Genomic DNA, 15,816 nt, shown 5'->3' on the forward strand with positions numbered 1-15,816 from the left:
CTCAGACGCTTCGCCTCATCAACCAGCGATGCCGCCGTCGCCGCGTTTTCCTCGACGAGCGTTGAGCGAGGCTGCGCACTTCGCCCGCACGCGCCGCTTCCACGGCCGCGTTCAGCGCGAGGAGGTTGGTCTGAAACGCACTGCCTTCGATCGCCGTAATGATGTGCGTCATCGACGATGCACCGTCGGCAACCCTGTTCGCATGCTGCGCATTCTCGGCGTTCAGCTGCGCGGTCGACAGCTGCTCCATCGCGGCCGCAGTCTGTTCGAGCGACGCCGCCTGCTGTTCCGTGCGCTGCGAGAGATCGAGATTGCCCGCTGCAATCTGCTGCGTGGCAGCCGCGATCGAGCCGGAGCCCTTGCGCACCGTGGCGATCGTCGCGCCGAGCCTATCCTGCATCGTCGCGAGGCCGTGCAGCAGCGAGCCCATCTCGTCTTCGGAGCGGATCTCGACGCGCGTGCGCAACTCGCCCGACGCGGTGGCGTCGAACTGGCCGAGCGCATCGCGCATCGGCGACATGATCGCGCAGCGCAGCGCGCGCCAGCTGAAGAACGCAATACCCAGCCCGACGACAATGCTCGCGACACACGCCGCGAGCAGCGTCCTGAACCAGCCGACCACAGCTCATTCGGTGCGCGTTGTGAGACCGCGATAATGGCCAGGCGGGCTCGTGAGCCCGGCGCGTGCATGTAGAACATGCGTATCGACAACTCGCGTTCAGGCGGCTGGCCGATACACCGACGATCTCGCAACTGCGCGTGTGGTCGCCGTCGAACCGCAATCCGTGTCTGGCGCGGTTTCTGGAAATGGCGAACTGAAGGGAAGGAACGGGTGGACCGCGCGCCCGCACAATCGTGCGCAGGCGCGGGATGCAAGCTTTAAAGCGGCTTGCGAGTGTTAAAGATAGGCCGACTTGCGCGCGGCCGCGTTGGACTCACGCGCGATGCGTTCGCTGCGCTCGGCTAGCGCGCCGAACAGCAGACCGATGACGGCCCATGTGATCGCCTGCATGCCGAGCGCCGTCACGCGGAACTTCCACAGCACGACGGCCGGAAACGCTTCCGGCACTTCGTTGACCGTCGGCAGCGCGATCTGGATCGCGGCAATGATCGCGATGAACACGATGCCGCCAGTGATCGACGCGTTCCACACGCCGAGCCGCGGCATGAGATGCTTGCGGACTTTCATCGAGAACACGGCAACGACGAGCGACGTGACGATCATCAGAAAGAACAGCCCGGTGCGCGTGCCGATCGTATCGGGATCGCCGACGGAGGGCGGATTCGCCGGATACTTGATGGTCGGCACCAGCACGACGGCAACGTACGCGCCGAGCGCGAGCCACGCCGACAACGCGCGCGCGCTCAACTTGCCGACGCGTCCGTGCAGATACGCGAAGCTGAGCGCGAACAGGCCGCCAAACGCCATGCCGTACGCGACGACGCCGGTCAGCAGACCGAGGCCCGCCTGCGTGCCGCGGCTGACGAGTTCTTCGTCGTGATCGTGGCCGCCGGCATCGGCGTGATCGTGTTCGGCGTGCAACTTGTGTTCCAGTGAGATCGCCGTGTCCACCAGCGGCTCGCCTGCCACGCGCGCAAACGCGAAGGTGAGCAAGCCCGCGACGATGCCTGCGAGCATGCCTCGCATCAGCAATTTTCCAACCATGACGGTGACTCCCTTACGCGATCAGTGGCAAGGAAAGCCGAGCAGGTGGCGGCCGTCGTGCACGAACTCGTGCACGTACATGCCGGGAAACAGCGACGTCGCGCCTTGCTCGGCGCCGACGAAATAAAGTGCGAGCAGCATCAGCAGGCCGCCGAAGACAATCCACGGCAGCAGTTCGCGCAGTGGAATCGGGGTAATGGCGGGTTCATCGGTCTGACCGGCGTGGTGCAGAGCGGTGTCGTTCATGACGGACATCTCCTTGGGGGTGACGCGCCCCGATAGTCGATTGATAAGGGAAGTCGAAGCTTGGGTCTGGCTTCCGGCTTGTGTACCGCATGTTGGTGTACGCATGTACTGCCGATTACAGTGGCGCGACCGCGCCGGGCTTGCACCGGCTTCCGCGCTTCGAGTGGCGACTATTCTACGCGCTAAACTGCCACACGCTTTCGACTTTCTTCCCATTCTTCTGAGCATGAGCCGCCAATGCGCACACGCCTGCTGTTGATCAGCCACCCTGCGACGGCCGCGCAACGCAAGGGCGCCTTTCCCGACGACGACCCGCTCGATGCGCCCGCTGCCGACGAAGCCGCGGCGTTTCGCGCATCAAACGCGCCGCTGCTGGACGCAGATCTGGCGTTGAGCAGTCCGGCTGCGTGCGCGCGGGATACCGCAAAGGCCTTCGGACTCGCCGCGCATGCCCTGGCCGCGCTCGCCGACGCGGACTACGGACGCTGGCGCGGCCGCCGTCTGCTCGAGCTGTCAGACGAAGAACCCGACGCGCTGGCCGCATGGGCGCGCGATCCATCCGCCGCGCCGCACGGCGGCGAATCGTTCGATGCGTTGAGGTTTCGCGTCGGCGGCTGGCTCGATGCGCTCGAGCATCGGGGCAACACGGTTGCCGTCACGCACGCGAGCGTGATCCGCGCGGCGTTGATACACGTGCTGCAGGCGCCGCCCGCAGCGTTCGCGCGAATCGACGTGCCGCCGCTGGCCGTCGTCGAACTGCGGCGCAGCGAGCGCGGCTGGACGTGGCGGCCCACGCCTCACCGCCCGGCGTGACCCTCAGAACGCCGGACACGACAGCACCTGCTGCGGGTTAAGCGTCGTTCCGGGCATCCCGCTCGCGGCAGGTGAGCCTTGCGCTGGCGTTGCGATCAGACGCACGGCGTCCGCGCCGGCATTCGCCAATACGTACCGTTCGGGTCGGCCTTGCGGCTGCCAGTACGCACGATAGATACCGTCATCCGTCAGCACATGCAGCGTGCCGCGCACGATCTTGCCGCCCGCGATGAAATCGACGGGCTCGCCGTCGCGCAACGCAAAGCCGCTCGCAACCGGCACACCCGACGCGCCCGTCCCATCAGCGGCGCCCCCGCCCGCCAGCACGCCGCAAGACGCATCGCCCGTCGCGGCGACGGCCAGTTGCGCGACGGTCCATAACGCGAGTGGCGCAATGGTTCTTAATGTCATGAAGTGCCTCGTATCGTGTGCAATGGCAGGCGTGATGCGCGTTGCAAAGTGCATACCCAACGCGATGCGCGATCGAAACTGCATTGACGCAGCGTGAATTTTGACCACGTGGCAGCGCGCTTTTTGATGTGCGATAACAGTCGGATCTTCCCCAAGCGTTCACCGACAAGAGGCAACCGATGGCTACGCTCGAAGCGTTTCGTACCGTGCTCGACGATGCACGCACGCCCGAGATCATCCGCAATCACATCATCGATTCCCTGCAGTACGCGCTGCGCAACCACGGCCAGATTTTCACGTCGAAGGAAGTGGAATGGCTCGCGAAATGGGACGACGCACGGATTCCGCTCGCCGCCACACGCGAACTGCAAAAGCGCATGACGCAGACGGCAGAGTAAGCGTCCGCAGCACGCATGCTCTGTCGCTATCATCTCCGCCGACGTGCTGTGGGAATGCCGCCCCGCGAAAGTTTCTGCTACACAAGACCCTGTTTTTAGGGCATAATATGTGGAACGCAGCGTTCCGCCAGCAGCATCCGGCATCTGCTTAACCGCAACGCGTCAACGTCTTCCGCTTGTTTCGTCCTTACCGCGTTGCACTGATTGCGTTACGTCCCAGCCGTCCCTTCACCGCGCAAAAGCATGCAGCGGCGACCCGGCGGTCTTCGTCATTTCGGCCATGCGCTGCGCGCTTGAACCCGACCGGGTGACACTCGCTACGTTCGGTGCCCGCGCGGCACCAGCGTATTTTTCTCCATCCGTTCCGCGGTGATCGCGGCCGTGTTCGAGCCTGCGCATTCGGCTCGCGCCAAACTTTTTTTCATTGCGGTGCGCCCTACGGTGCTGCGCCGCCTGCCGCCCATTCGCCAATGCTGCGTAATGCACGAGCGTATCGGCGGCCCGCATGACAGGATTTTGCACATGACTCAAGGCGTCAAGACCTACAAGGGCTACGAGATTCATCCGCTGGTTTATCCGCGACGCACCGCGGCTGGCGTGACACATCGCAATTCGATCGACAGCGGCTACGACGCGTCGGTGCGCATCTGCCGCGTCGGGGCGAATCCCGCCGCCGACGGCCGCGTGTTCCGCTTTGCGTACTTTCGCCCCTTCGAAGGCGCGGGCAAGGCGCGCATGGCTTGCATCGAGCATGCATCGCAGGTGATCGACGGCCGGGTGGACGGGCAAAGCGTTTCCGATCTCTGATCGGGCGCGCCGCACCCGGCGCGTTGCTTTACCGTTGTTTCAAGATTCACGCATCCCGCAGCAGCGTTCGCGCTGCCGCGCAAGACATGCTGCGCGCCGCGCGCGGCACCCTTCCCTCATCGACCAGGAGTAGTACATGGCGAAAGAAGAACTCATCGAACTGGACGGCATCGTCGACGAAGTACTGCCCGACAGCCGCTACCGCGTGACGCTCGACAACGGCGTCGTCGTGGGCGCGTACGCATCGGGCCGCATGCGCAAGAATCACATCCGCATTCTCGCGGGCGACCGCGTCACGCTCGAATTGTCGGTCTACGACCTGACCAAAGGACGCATCAACTTCCGTCACAAGGACGAACGCAGCAGCGGCCCGCGCAGCGCGCCCGTGCGCCGCCGCTGACGCAGCGATATGCAGCAGTAGTAGCAGAAGGAAGCGTCTCGCGATCAATCGGGCGGGACGCAGAAATGAATCGACGCACAAGGCCGTCGATCATGCATCCGATGCGGCATGTGCAACGCATGCCGCGCGCCTCTCATCTCGTCATCCCCGAAAGACCGCCCCAGGATCGTCGCTCGCGCCAGACCGCATGCGCGTGACGACACGCTCTTCCAGCTCCGCGAGATGCTCGCGCATTGCCTTGAGTGCGTCGTTCAGATGGCCGGCGTCGAGTGCCTGGATCAGATGTGCATGTTCGTCGGCGGAGCAGGTCGTACCCTTCGAAGGATCGTAGAGCGCCTTGTACAACTCCGTCTTCGCGACCAGTTGCGCGACGAAGCCCTGCAACGCCGCGCCGCCCGCGATCTGCGTCAACAACACGTGAAAATGCCCGGCGAGCCGCACCTGTTCGTCGATGCGGGCGTCTTTCAGTGCCTTTTTCTCACTTGCGACATGTGCCTTCAGCGCACGCCTGTCCTGCGCCGTCAGCGCGCCGCATAGCGCAGCGACGATGCCCGCCTCGACGATCTGCCGCGCCCGATAGACCTGCCGCACATCCTCTTCCGAAGGCGACGGCACGAACGCGCCGCGATTCGCTTCGAGCACGAGCTTGCCTTCGAAGCCGAGCCGCGCGAGCACCTTGCGCAGCGCACCGCGCGTGCAGCCGAAAGCGGCCGCGAGATCGCGTTCGACGAGTTGCGCGCCGGGCCGCAGGCGCCCTTCGAGCAGTGCAGCCGTAATCGACGCGTAAATGCGGTCTTCGACGGTGTCGGAATGGGCGGCGGGCGGCGGTGTGAGCGGGCGTGTGGCCATGTTTTTGAAGAATGAGATTCACGCGAGCGGCCATATTGTTGCGACGCTTGCGTCCGGCTGCATGGTGCGCCATTGCAGGCAAATCAAATAAGTAAAATAGCAGATCAAGCGAAAATGGTTAACCATTTTCCGTTAATATGGTTAACCATTTTCACTAGCAAGGTATTGCCGTGAACCGGACTTCCCGCGTCGACACGCCGATCTTTCCGCGCGCAGCGAGATCCGCTGCCCTTTCGTGGCATGACGGGCTGTGGCTCGCAGTGATCGTCGCAATCGGCATCAACCTGCGGCCGTTGCTCACGTCCGTCAGCCCTCTGCTGGCGACGATCCGCGCGGCAACGGACCTCAGCTTTTCAGGCGCCTCGCTGCTGACGAGCCTGCCTGTCGTCGCAATGGGCTTCGGCGCATTGGGTGCGGGATTGCTGACGCGTGTGGTCGGCGAAGCGCGAGGCGTCGCGCTGGGATTGCTCGCGATCGCAGCCGCGTGCGCCGCGCGTTTCGCCGCGTCGAGCGGCGCGGCGCTGCTGATGACGGCGCTCCTTGCGGGCATCGGCGTCGCCGTCATTCAGGCGCTGCTGCCCGGCGTGATGAAGCAGCGTTTCCACTCGCGCGTACCGCTTGCGATGGGTTTGTTCTCAGCATCGATCATGGGCGGCGGCGGACTCGGCGCGAGCGTCAGCCCCTGTGTCGCGAAAGCGTTCGATTCGTGGCGCGCAGGGCTGGCGATATGGGCCATTCCCGCCATGCTCGCCGGCGTGTGCTGGCTCGTCTTGCAGCGCTCCATGTTGGCTGACCAACGGGTAGCCTCGCCCGCTGCGGCGCATGCCCGTCACACTTCGCATGTCGCCATGTGGCGCAAGCGCCGCGCGTGGACGCTGGGCCTGTACTTCGGGCTCGTCAACGGCGGCTACACCACGCTCGTCGCGTGGCTGCCCGCGTACTATCAGCAGCGCGGCGCAAGCGTCGCGCACAGCGGCTCGCTGCTCGCGGCGATGACGGTCTTCCAGGCAGCGTCGGCAATGCTCCTTCCGCTCGCGGCAGCATTGTTCCGCGACCGCCGGCCGTGGCTCGTGGCGGGGCTGTCGGCGCAACTGACGGGTGTCGTCGGCTTGCTCGCCTGGCCCGATGCCGCGCCGCTCGCGTGGGTCGCGATTACCGGCGCGGGACTCGGCGGCACGTTCTCGCTGACCCTCGTCACCTCGCTCGATCATGCCGACGATCATCGCGTCGCCGGGAGACTCGTCGCGTTCGTGCAGGGCGTCGGTTTCATCGTGGCGGCGATCTCTCCCATCGTCGCGGGACGTTTGCGCGACCTCACAGGTAGCTTCACGGCCGCGTGGACCATGCTCGCCGTATGTATCGCCGCGATGATCGCGCTGACCTTCGCGTTTTCTCCTCGCAGCTACGCGCGCTGGCTCGGCGCACGCTGAAGTTCGCCGCGCGGCGTGCGCAAGTTCCGCGGGCACTGCGCCTCGACTCGCGCCAACCCGGTGCAACGAGGTCGACCGCGCACTTCCGCGGTGCAGAACGCGCGCGATCGATAGAAAGCCCGAACGCCGCGCAATCGGCGTCAAGCGGATTTGCCATTCAATGGCATGCAAGTTGCAGAGTGTTGGGTACGCTCTTGCAATGCCTGCCACGCCTGCCGCGGGCGGATGGCGAACTCCCGCAGTCTGACGAATGAACTTGCGCCACTTAGAATCCTTCATGCCGGGCAATCCATGCTGCGTGTCCTGCTCGTAACCGACACCGACAAGCCGATCGGCGAGTTACGCGACGCCCTCGCGCGGCTCGGCTACGACATGCTTGCCGCGACGGCGTCGCCGCAGGCGCTGCACGAAACGGTGGAAAGCGAGCGGCCCGACGTCGTGATCATCGACACCGAGTCGCCGTCGCGCGACACGCTCGAACAGCTCGCCGTGATGAACGCGACCGCGCCGCGGCCCGTGCTGATGTTCAGCAATGATGCGAACCAGCAGTTGATACGCGATGCCGTCGGCGCGGGCGTGACGGCTTATCTGGTCGAAGGGCTCGCGACCGAGCGCCTTGCACCGATACTCGAAGTCGCGCTCGCCCGCTTCGCACAGGAATCGCAATTGCGCGAGCGTCTCGCGCACGCGGAGAACGAGCTCGCCGAGCGCAAGCTGATCGACCGCGCGAAGCGCATGCTGATGGACTCGCAAAAGATGACCGAACACGCCGCCTACGCGACGATGCGCAAGCGCGCGATGAACCAGGGCGTGAAGCTCGCCGAAGTCGCGCGCCAGATCGTCGCCGCAGCCGACTTGCCAGACTGAAGTGCAGCTCATGAACTCGACCGCTAATACCGCTCTTTCCGCCGACTCGGGCAAGCTCGAGAAATCTCACTTGCGCCTCGGCTTCGTCGCGCTCAGCGATGCCGCACCGCTCGTCGCCGCAAAGCTGCTCGAGTTCGGCCACGCGCACGGGCTGACGATCGAACTGTTGAAGCAGCCTTCATGGGCAGCGATACGCGACAAGCTGTTATCCGGCGACCTCGACGCCGCGCATTCTCTGTACGGCCTTGTCTATGGCGTGCAGCTCGGCCTCGGTGGACCGCAAACGGACATGGCCGTGCTGATGGTGCTGAACCGCAATGGCCAGGCGATCACAGTATCGAACCGTCTTGCCGCCGCGCTCGACGAGCATAAGACGCTGCCTGCGGCGCTCGCGACGCTCGGCCGCAAGCCCGTCTTCGCGCAGACCTTTCCGACGGGCACGCACGCAATGTGGCTGTATTACTGGCTTGCATCGCAGGGCGTGGATCCGTTGCGCGATATCGACAGCGTGGTGATTCCGCCGCCGCAGATGGTGGATGCGCTCGCGCGGGACCGGCTCGACGGCTTGTGTGTCGGCGAACCGTGGAACGCCGTTGCTCAGGAACGCGGTGTCGGCAGGACGATTGCGTACACGAGCGAGGTGTGGCCCGATCATCCCGAGAAAGTGCTCGCGAGCCGGCGCGATTTCGTCACGCGGTATCCGAACACGGCGCGAGCGCTCGTGCAGACGATGCTCGAAGCGTGTCGCTGGCTCGATGACGACGAGCATCGGGTGGAGATTGCTCGCAGGCTCGCTGCTGATGAGTTTCTTGGTGTGCCGGCTGCTTCTATTGCTTCACGGCTGGTTTCTGCAGGATGCGATGAGACCCGACGGCCTGTTGCGTTTTTTGCTGATGGGGCTGTCAATTATCCGCATCCTGCGGAAGGGGTATGGTTCTTTGCTCAATACGCGAGATGGGGGATGGTGCATTCGCGTGGTGACTTTGCTCGTATTGCTAATGAAGTCAATCAGGTTCAGTTGTATCGGCAGGCCGCCATTAACGTTGGCGTGGCTGTTCGTGACGATGCGCCTTCGGTGCAGTTGATCGATGGGCGTCGTTGGGACGGCAATTTCGATCGTGCATATTTGCAGGGGTTTTCTATCAAGGCCTGAAGCTTGCGGTCTTTTGTGTGCGACGCAGTCGCCATTCTGGTTTTTTCTTTTGCTGGCATAAAAGCCCAAAAAAACAGAAATGGCGACTACGTTGCAGACAAAAAAACCGGCACCTCAATGCGCAGCAATATACGCTTTAACGGCCGGCAAGCCGTCCTTGCCATCAAACGTCTGCACACCAGCAAGCCATTTATCCAAAGCTTGGGGATTAGCCTTCAACCACGCCAGCGCAGCCTTATTCGCATCTTCCTTGTTCATGATGGGCACCATCACATGATTCTCGATGGCAGTCGTGAACTGCAGATTCGATACGAGCTTCGCGGCATTAGGACAACGCGCAGCATAATCGGGCGGCGTAGCGGTAAACACCTTGGCCTCGCCATAATTTGGCCCGAACACATCGTCGCCACCGGCAAGATAATCGATCTTCATCTGCACGTTCATCGGATGCGGCTCCCAGCCGAGAAACACAATCCACTTCTTGTCTCGAACAGCGCGATTCACCTCCACCAGCATGCCCGCCTCGCTCGACTCCACCAGCTTGAACTTGCCCAGCCCGAACTGGTTGCCGTCGATCATCTTCTTGATCAGCGCATTGCCGTCGTTGCCCGGCTCGATCCCATAGATCTTCCCGTCAAGCTTGTCCGCGTACTTCGCAATATCGCTGAAGTTCTTCAGACCTCCGTTGTACACATAGTCGGGCACGGCAAGCGTGTATTTCGCGCCCGTCAGATTCGGCGTCGCGAGTACCTTTATCGTGCCCGCCTTCACGAACGGCTGGATGATCGGGTCCATCGTAGGCGCCCAGTAGCCGAGGAACACGTCGATCTGCTTGCTCTTGATGCCCGCAAACGTGATCGGCACGGACGCGATCGTCTTCGTCGGGCTGTAGCCGAGGCCCTGGAAAATCGTCGACGCGAGGCCCGTCGTCGCCGCAATGTCGGTCCAGCCGACGTCGGCGAAACGAACGTTGCGGCACGCGGCGGGATCGGCGGCTTGCGCGGTCGCAGCGGCCGTCATCATCAGCGCGGCCGCCATCATCAGCTTGCGTTTCATTACACTCTCCTCAGGGTTGTTCTGTTCACAGTCGATTGCTCCCATTGACTGCTAGCTCGCGTGGCGACGCTCGACGCTCGGCGCATGGCCGAATTGCGCGCGATAAGCCTTGCTGAAATGACACGGCGAATGAAAGCCGCATACGGCCGTCACGCGCGCAATCGATGCATCGGTCGTGCGCAGCAGATCGCGCGCGCGCCGCAAACGCAGTGACAGGTAATAATGCGTGGGCGATACGCTCAGATACACTTTGAACATTCGCTGCAAATGGCGCTGCGACAACTGCACGAGCCGCGCGAGTTCTTCGAGCGATAGCGGCTCTTCGATATTCGCCTCCATCAGCCGCACCACCTCGATCAGCTCGGCGCGCGAAAAGCCCACGCGCGCATCGACAGGAATCGGCTGCGGGTCGCTCGCGCTGCGAATGCGCTCGAGAATGAACTGCTCCGACACCTGCGCGGCCAGGTTTTGCCCAAACCGTGAACTGACGAGATCGAGCATCAGATCGAGTGGCGCAGTGCCGCCCGTGCAGGTCAGGCGGTCCCGATCGATCACGAACAGTTCGTCGGCGAAACGCACATGCGGATATTCCCTGTGCAACGCCGACAGATCCTCCCAATGCACTGAGCAGCGATAGCCGTCGAGCAGTCCCGCGGCCATCAGCGCGTAAGCGCCCGTGCAAATGCCGCCCAACGGCACGCCTTGCGACGCGGCCTCGGCCAGCAAGGTCTTTACGTTCGTATCGACGGCATTGCGTATCTGCGTGCCGCCGCACACGATCAGCACATCGGGCATGCCCGCTTCTTCGAGCGTGCGGGTCGGCTTGACGGTGAGGCCGTTGCTGGCCCGCACAGGCACGCCGTCGTGCGTGATGATCGACCAGCGATAGTGCTGCGCACGCGATACGTAGTTCGCCATTCGCAGCACCTCGACCGCGCTTGTGAACGCGATCATCGAAAAACTGGGCAAAGTCAGAAAGCCCACATGCGCAAGATCCGACAACGGCGCTTCAGCCCGGGTAGACGTCACGTCGCGCTCCGTGATGCACAAAGAAAAATGTGTTTGGCCACCGCGAAGGCCCGAGGACTTTCGCGGGACGACCACTATTGGTTCTATTGCAGACGCGCCGGGAACCCGGCGCCTGGGTCAATGCGACAAAGATCTAGCTTTGCGCGACAGCCGGCTGCTCGCGCCGTACTCGCATCACGCTGCGCAAGCCGGCGAAACGCGGTGCCGTCGCCGAGCCTGGCGTGCGGCCGAAGCTCTCGGTGATGCGATCGAGAATGATCGCGAGCAACACGACAGACAGACCGCTTTCGAAGCCGAGACCGATATCGAGGCGCTGAATACTCGCGAGCACGTCGTTACCCAGGCCGCCCGCGCCCACCATCGACGCGATGATCACCATCGACAGCGCCATCATGATCGTCTGGTTGACACCCTGCATGATCGACGGCAGTGCATTCGGGAATTGCACCTTGTAGAGCAACTGCCACGGCGTACAGCCGAACGCCTGCCCTGCTTCGACGATCTCGCGGTTCACGTGCTTGATGCCCAGGCTAGTCAGGCGCACGGCGGGCGGCATCGCGAAGATCACGGTCGACAGAATCCCCGGCACGCGGCCCAGACCGAACAGCATCGCAGCCGGAATCAGATAGACGAAGGCGGGCATCGTCTGCATCAGGTCGAGGATCGGACGCACAACCATCTGCACATGCTTGTTCTTCGCCGCCCAGATGCCGAGCGGAATGCCGAACACAAGACTGATCAACGTCGACGACAGCGTGAGGCCGAGCGTAATCACCGTCTGGTCCCAGAACCCCGTCGCGTAGATCAGCAGCAGCGAAGCCGTCGCGAAGATCGCAAATCGCCAGCCCACGCGCCACAGGCCGACCGCAATGAACAACGCCATCAGCGCCCACATCGGAACGGCCTGCAGGCCATGCTCGATCATCGCGGCGAAGCTCTCGATTGCTTTGCCGATCGAATCGAATGTGCTCGCGTCGTGGTCGAGCAGATAGTGAACGGACTGGTCGACCCAACGGCCGAGTGGAATGATCTCAGACATGGGCGGCACCTCTGTTGCGTGTAATGACCTTCAGGACAGCGGCCTGATCGACGGAACCACAGTAGCGGTCCTCATCGTCGACCACGGGTAGAGCCGTCGCGCTCGCGCACACACGCGACACCACATGTTCGAGCGGCGCGCCGCGCGAAATGCATTCCACCTTGTTCAGCGACGGCGTCGCGCTGCCGATCGAATCGCGCGTCACGAAGCCGCGGATACGGCGCTCGCCGTCGAGCACGAACGCATACTCGGCGCTACCGTTCAGCGACTCGGCGACGCTCGCGTGATCCAGATTGCGCACGACGGGCACACCGTTCGCCTGCATCAGATCGCCCGCCGTCAGATAGCGGCTCGTGTCGACGCCTTCGAAGAACGCCCGCACGTAGTCGTCCGCGGGGTTCGCGATGATGTCCTGCGGCGTGCCGATCTGCACCACGCGGCCGCCCTCCATGATCGCAATGCGGCTGCCGATGCGCAGCGCCTCTTCCAGATCGTGCGAGACGAACAGGATCGTGCGCTGCTGGTTCTTCTGCAATTCGAGCAGGACGTTCTGCATTTCCTTGCGCTTGAGCGGGTCGAGCGCGGAGAACGCTTCGTCCATGATCATCAGCGACGGGTTCACGGCCAGCGCGCGCGCCAGGCCCACGCGCTGCTGCATGCCACCCGACAGTTCCGCCGGCAGCTTGCCCGCGAAGGTCGCGAGGCCCACCTGCTCGAGGACGTCGAGCGCGCGCTTCTCGCGCTCCTTGCGCCCCACGCCCGCCACTTCGAGACCAAACGCGGCATTCGACAACACGGTACGCTGCGGCATCAGTGCGAACGACTGGAACACCATGCTCATGTCGGTGCGTCGCAGCGACGTAAGCTCGGAGCGCTTGATGGCCGCGACGTCGCGACCGTCGATAATGACCTTGCCGGCCGTCGGTTCGACGAGCCGGTTGATGAGACGGATCAGCGTCGACTTGCCGGAGCCCGACAGGCCCATCAGCACGAAAATCTCGCCTTCCTGCACATCGAAGGAAACGTTGTGGACGCCAACCACGTGCCCTGTTTTGGCGAACACCTCGTCCTTCGATGCGCCTCGCGAGAGCATGTCTTGCGCCAGTTTCGGGTTCGGCCCGAAAACCTTACATAAACCTTCGACCACCACCTTTGGGGATTTCATCGAGTCCATCTCCTCGTGGTGCGGGCGCCGGCCCGCACATGTGTGACTACATAGTTGCCAGAAAAAACCCCGACTAGCCGACTAATTGCGACAGACGCTTGCGGAAATACGACACGGTCAAAAACGAACGGGCGTTAGCGGCGCGCGCCGAGCGTTGCACAGCAAGGGTTTGTGGCGATGCTGCGATGCAAGATGGGTTGCGGCGCGTGTCGCTTATTGCAAGGTCCGCGTCCGTTCATTGATGCATGCACAGCGCGTCTTTCCCTGTGCAGCAACGGAAAGCACTGCCGTTAGCGTAAGCCCGGGTTGCCCCGCCGTATCTGTTGCGCTGCAACTGCATGGCGTCATGACCTTCTCGCGCCATGCCGAATCACACCGTGTCGTGCGATGAATGGTCTAAGCTGAGCTTGCAGCTGCCACACGCAGACCAGGACGAAAAACGACGCAGAAACGGGAGACCTCATGCGCAAACTCCGCTCGCAAAGCTGGTTCGGACGCAACGATAAAGACGGGTTCATCCACCGTTCATGGATGAAGAATCAGGGCATTCCGCACGACGAATTCGACGGCCGCCCCGTCATCGGCATCTGCAATACGTGGTCCGAATTGACGCCCTGCAATGCCCACTTCCGCGAGCTCGCCGAGTACGTCAAACGCGGCGTGCGCGAGGCAGGCGGACTGCCGCTTGAATTCCCCGTGATGTCACTGGGCGAATCGAATCTGCGGCCCACGGCGATGCTGTTTCGCAACCTCGCTTCGATGGATGTGGAGGAGTCGATACGCGGCAATCCCCTCGACGGCGTGATCCTGCTCGTCGGCTGTGACAAGACCACGCCTGCGCTGTTGATGGGCGCGGCGTCGTGCAATCTGCCCGCGCTCGCCGTGTCGGGCGGACCGATGCTCAACGGCCGCTTTCGAGGCCGCACGATCGGCTCGGGTACCGGCGTGTGGCAAATGTCGGAAGAAGTGCGCGCGGGCACGATGAGCCAGCAGGAATTCATCGATGCCGAGTCGTGCATGAACCGCTCGCGCGGCCATTGCATGACGATGGGCACCGCCTCGACGATGGCGTCGATGGTCGAATCGCTCGGCATCGGTCTGCCGCACAACGCGGCGATTCCCGCCGTCGATGCGCGCCGCCAGGTGCTCGCGCATGTCGCGGGCCGCCGCATCGTCGAGATGGTGCGCAACGATATGACGATGGACAAGATCCTCACGCGCGAAGCCTTCGAAAACGCGATCCGCACGAACGCTGCGATCGGCGGTTCGACGAATGCCGTGGTGCATCTGATCGCGCTTGCGCGGCGCATCGGCGTCGACCTCTCGCTCGACGACTGGGAGCTCGGCTCGAATGTGCCCTGTCTCGTGAATCTGCAGCCTTCCGGCGAATATCTGATGGAAGACTTCTACTACGCGGGCGGCTTGCCCGCCGTGCTGCGGCAACTAGGCGAACAAGGGCTGTTGCATCGCGACGCGTTGACGGTCAACGGCAGACGCATCTGGGACAACGTCAGCGATGCGCCGAACTACGACCAGAAAGTCATCACGACCTTCGAGGCGCCCTTCAAACCGCATGCAGGCATCGCCGTGCTGCGCGGCAATCTGGCGCCGGACGGCGCGGTGATCAAGCCGTCGGCGGCAACGGCTTCGCTGCTGAAGCATCGCGGGCGCGCCGTCGTGTTCGAGAACGTCGAAGAACTGCATGCGAAGGTCGACGACGAATCGCTCGACATCGATGAACACTGCGTGATGGTGCTCAAGGGTGCAGGACCGAAGGGCTATCCGGGGTTTGCCGAAGTCGGCAACATGCCACTGCCGAAAAAGGTGCTGCAAAAAGGCATTACCGACATGGTGCGCATCTCCGATGGCCGCATGAGCGGCACCGCCTATGGCGCCGTGGTGCTGCATGTGTCGCCCGAAGCGGCAGCGGGCGGGCCGCTTGCGCTCGTACAGACGGGCGACATGATCGAACTGGATGTCGCCGCACGGCGCCTGCATCTGGATGTACCGGATGAAGAACTCGCCCGGCGCCGCGCCGCATGGCAAGCGCCTGAGTTGCCCGCGCGCGGCTATTACCGCCTCTATGTCGAGCACGTTCTGCAGGCCGATCAGGGCGCGGATCTCGACTTTCTGGTCGGTGCGAGCGGCGCGCCCGTGCCGCGCGACTCGCACTGAACATGGCAGCTCAACCCGAAACGTTCAGTCGACGATAGAACGTCTGCGCGAGCAAGGCAGTACGCTGCCCGTTTTCAACGGACGCGGCGTTGACCTGCTATGGCAAGCGCATCGTGCCGTGGCGCATGGGCTTCGATGTCGCGCACGATCGCGGCATGCGACCAACGGCATTCGGCCTCGCCTGCGCGCGCCGTCATGCGTCGGCACTCGGCGTGTTAGCGGATCGGCGCACTACGCAGAACTGATGCAAAGAACAAAAGAGGAAGGCGCACGCAATGTCCGCCTTCCTCCTTCGACATCAGCGCAGAGCGC

At 63.3% G+C, this 15,816-nt stretch carries 18 protein-coding genes, 1 pseudogene and 1 riboswitch; of the genes and pseudogenes, 10 read left to right on the top strand and 9 right to left on the bottom strand.

What is annotated here, in order from left to right; genetic code table 11:
* Position 1: 1 nt before the first annotated feature.
* On the bottom strand, positions 2-622 hold the full coding sequence (locus BPHY_RS17410; protein ID WP_052306117.1) for a methyl-accepting chemotaxis protein: 621 nt from the start codon (positions 620-622) through the stop codon (positions 2-4).
* 62 nt (positions 623-684) lie between these two features.
* On the opposite strand from BPHY_RS17410, the gene BPHY_RS43850 reads away from it, so the two are divergent.
* Entirely contained in the window at positions 685-819 is a 135-nt protein-coding gene (locus BPHY_RS43850) for a hypothetical protein (RefSeq protein ID WP_012402761.1), read from the top strand.
* Positions 820-898: 79 nt separating this feature from the next.
* Here the strand turns inward: BPHY_RS43850 and BPHY_RS17415 are convergent, their stop codons facing one another.
* Positions 899-1,666, bottom strand: coding sequence for a CbtA family protein (locus BPHY_RS17415; RefSeq protein ID WP_012402762.1), 768 nt, complete (start codon positions 1,664-1,666; stop codon positions 899-901).
* 21 nt (positions 1,667-1,687) lie between these two features.
* Positions 1,688-1,912, bottom strand: a complete 225-nt coding sequence (locus BPHY_RS17420) for a CbtB domain-containing protein (RefSeq protein ID WP_012402763.1) — start codon at positions 1,910-1,912, stop codon at positions 1,688-1,690.
* A 47-nt stretch (positions 1,913-1,959) separates the two neighbouring features.
* Positions 1,960-2,122, bottom strand: a riboswitch (cobalamin riboswitch).
* A 27-nt stretch (positions 2,123-2,149) separates the two neighbouring features.
* On the opposite strand from BPHY_RS17420, the gene BPHY_RS17425 reads away from it, so the two are divergent.
* A complete protein-coding gene (locus tag BPHY_RS17425; protein WP_012402764.1) occupies positions 2,150-2,725 on the top strand; it encodes a histidine phosphatase family protein in 576 nt (191 codons plus the stop codon).
* A 3-nt stretch (positions 2,726-2,728) separates the two neighbouring features.
* On the opposite strand, the gene BPHY_RS17430 is transcribed toward BPHY_RS17425, so the two are convergent.
* Entirely contained in the window at positions 2,729-3,136 is a 408-nt protein-coding gene (locus BPHY_RS17430; protein ID WP_012402765.1) for a hypothetical protein, read from the bottom strand.
* 179 nt (positions 3,137-3,315) lie between these two features.
* On the opposite strand from BPHY_RS17430, the gene BPHY_RS17435 reads away from it, so the two are divergent.
* From BPHY_RS17435 to infA, 3 genes are all read left to right on the top strand, one after another.
* Positions 3,316-3,534 (top strand): hypothetical protein, encoded by a 219-nt coding sequence (locus BPHY_RS17435; protein WP_012402766.1) that lies wholly within the window; start codon positions 3,316-3,318, stop codon positions 3,532-3,534.
* A gap of 522 nt (positions 3,535-4,056) precedes the next feature.
* Complete coding sequence (locus BPHY_RS17440) at positions 4,057-4,341, top strand: hypothetical protein (RefSeq protein WP_012402767.1); 285 nt, start codon at positions 4,057-4,059, stop codon at positions 4,339-4,341.
* A gap of 136 nt (positions 4,342-4,477) precedes the next feature.
* Positions 4,478-4,741 (top strand): translation initiation factor IF-1, encoded by a 264-nt coding sequence (gene infA, locus BPHY_RS17445; RefSeq protein WP_012402768.1) that lies wholly within the window; start codon positions 4,478-4,480, stop codon positions 4,739-4,741.
* A 141-nt stretch (positions 4,742-4,882) separates the two neighbouring features.
* Here infA and BPHY_RS17450 read toward each other — a convergent pair whose 3' ends face one another.
* Positions 4,883-5,590, bottom strand: coding sequence for a GntR family transcriptional regulator (locus BPHY_RS17450; RefSeq protein ID WP_012402769.1), 708 nt, complete (start codon positions 5,588-5,590; stop codon positions 4,883-4,885).
* A 170-nt stretch (positions 5,591-5,760) separates the two neighbouring features.
* On the opposite strand from BPHY_RS17450, the gene BPHY_RS17455 reads away from it, so the two are divergent.
* From BPHY_RS17455 to BPHY_RS17465, 3 genes are all read left to right on the top strand, one after another.
* A complete protein-coding gene (locus BPHY_RS17455; protein WP_012402770.1) occupies positions 5,761-7,020 on the top strand; it encodes a cyanate transporter in 1,260 nt (419 codons plus the stop codon).
* Between the two features lie 291 nt (positions 7,021-7,311).
* Positions 7,312-7,887 carry an ANTAR domain-containing response regulator gene (locus BPHY_RS17460; protein ID WP_012402771.1) on the top strand — a complete coding sequence of 192 codons (576 nt, stop codon included), beginning with the start codon at positions 7,312-7,314 and terminating at the stop codon, positions 7,885-7,887.
* Between the two features lie 10 nt (positions 7,888-7,897).
* The gene (locus tag BPHY_RS17465) at positions 7,898-9,040 is read left to right on the top strand and encodes a CmpA/NrtA family ABC transporter substrate-binding protein (protein ID WP_012402772.1); all 1,143 of its coding nucleotides are present in this window, start codon (positions 7,898-7,900) and stop codon (positions 9,038-9,040) included.
* A 114-nt stretch (positions 9,041-9,154) separates the two neighbouring features.
* Here the strand turns inward: BPHY_RS17465 and BPHY_RS17470 are convergent, their stop codons facing one another.
* The 4 genes and pseudogenes from BPHY_RS17470 to BPHY_RS17485 form a co-directional block, all read right to left on the bottom strand.
* Positions 9,155-10,096 (bottom strand): choline ABC transporter substrate-binding protein, encoded by a 942-nt coding sequence (locus BPHY_RS17470; RefSeq protein ID WP_012402773.1) that lies wholly within the window; start codon positions 10,094-10,096, stop codon positions 9,155-9,157.
* 51 nt (positions 10,097-10,147) lie between these two features.
* Positions 10,148-11,125: a GlxA family transcriptional regulator gene (locus BPHY_RS17475; RefSeq protein WP_012402774.1), complete on the bottom strand. Its 978-nt coding sequence runs from the start codon at positions 11,123-11,125 to the stop codon at positions 10,148-10,150.
* Between the two features lie 133 nt (positions 11,126-11,258).
* Positions 11,259-12,164: a choline ABC transporter permease subunit gene (choW, locus tag BPHY_RS17480; RefSeq protein WP_012402775.1), complete on the bottom strand. Its 906-nt coding sequence runs from the start codon at positions 12,162-12,164 to the stop codon at positions 11,259-11,261.
* A pseudogene (locus tag BPHY_RS17485) lies at positions 12,157-13,443 on the bottom strand (quaternary amine ABC transporter ATP-binding protein); the annotation flags it as partial. The pseudogene BPHY_RS17485 and the gene choW, both read right to left, overlap by 8 nt.
* 348 nt (positions 13,444-13,791) lie before the next feature.
* Here BPHY_RS17485 and BPHY_RS17490 point away from each other — a divergent pair.
* Positions 13,792-15,504: an IlvD/Edd family dehydratase gene (locus BPHY_RS17490; RefSeq protein WP_012402777.1), complete on the top strand. Its 1,713-nt coding sequence runs from the start codon at positions 13,792-13,794 to the stop codon at positions 15,502-15,504.
* 89 nt (positions 15,505-15,593) lie between these two features.
* Positions 15,594-15,749, top strand: a complete 156-nt coding sequence (locus BPHY_RS39580) for a hypothetical protein (RefSeq protein ID WP_244257651.1) — start codon at positions 15,594-15,596, stop codon at positions 15,747-15,749.
* Positions 15,750-15,816: the final 67 nt, after the last annotated feature.

It is taken from the genome of Paraburkholderia phymatum STM815, assembly GCF_000020045.1.
GTDB lineage: Bacteria > Pseudomonadota > Gammaproteobacteria > Burkholderiales > Burkholderiaceae > Paraburkholderia > Paraburkholderia phymatum.

Bases quoted from the DNA above. Each gene is read 5' to 3' on its own strand.
- BPHY_RS17465 (WP_012402772.1), top strand. From the start codon at position 7,898: ATGAACTCGACCGCTAATACCGCTCTTTCCGCCGACTCGGGCAAGCTC.
- BPHY_RS17450 (WP_012402769.1), bottom strand. From the start codon at position 5,590: ATGGCCACACGCCCGCTCACACCGCCGCCCGCCGCCCATTCCGACACC.
- infA (WP_012402768.1), top strand. From the start codon at position 4,478: ATGGCGAAAGAAGAACTCATCGAACTGGACGGCATCGTCGACGAAGTA.
- BPHY_RS17425 (WP_012402764.1), top strand. From the start codon at position 2,150: ATGCGCACACGCCTGCTGTTGATCAGCCACCCTGCGACGGCCGCGCAA.
- BPHY_RS17460 (WP_012402771.1), top strand. From the start codon at position 7,312: ATGCTGCGTGTCCTGCTCGTAACCGACACCGACAAGCCGATCGGCGAG.
- BPHY_RS17435 (WP_012402766.1), top strand. From the start codon at position 3,316: ATGGCTACGCTCGAAGCGTTTCGTACCGTGCTCGACGATGCACGCACG.
- BPHY_RS17440 (WP_012402767.1), top strand. From the start codon at position 4,057: ATGACTCAAGGCGTCAAGACCTACAAGGGCTACGAGATTCATCCGCTG.
- BPHY_RS17430 (WP_012402765.1), bottom strand. From the start codon at position 3,136: ATGACATTAAGAACCATTGCGCCACTCGCGTTATGGACCGTCGCGCAA.
- BPHY_RS17490 (WP_012402777.1), top strand. From the start codon at position 13,792: ATGCGCAAACTCCGCTCGCAAAGCTGGTTCGGACGCAACGATAAAGAC.
- BPHY_RS17420 (WP_012402763.1), bottom strand. From the start codon at position 1,912: ATGAACGACACCGCTCTGCACCACGCCGGTCAGACCGATGAACCCGCC.
- BPHY_RS17470 (WP_012402773.1), bottom strand. From the start codon at position 10,096: ATGAAACGCAAGCTGATGATGGCGGCCGCGCTGATGATGACGGCCGCT.
- choW (WP_012402775.1), bottom strand. From the start codon at position 12,164: ATGTCTGAGATCATTCCACTCGGCCGTTGGGTCGACCAGTCCGTTCAC.
- BPHY_RS17415 (WP_012402762.1), bottom strand. From the start codon at position 1,666: ATGGTTGGAAAATTGCTGATGCGAGGCATGCTCGCAGGCATCGTCGCG.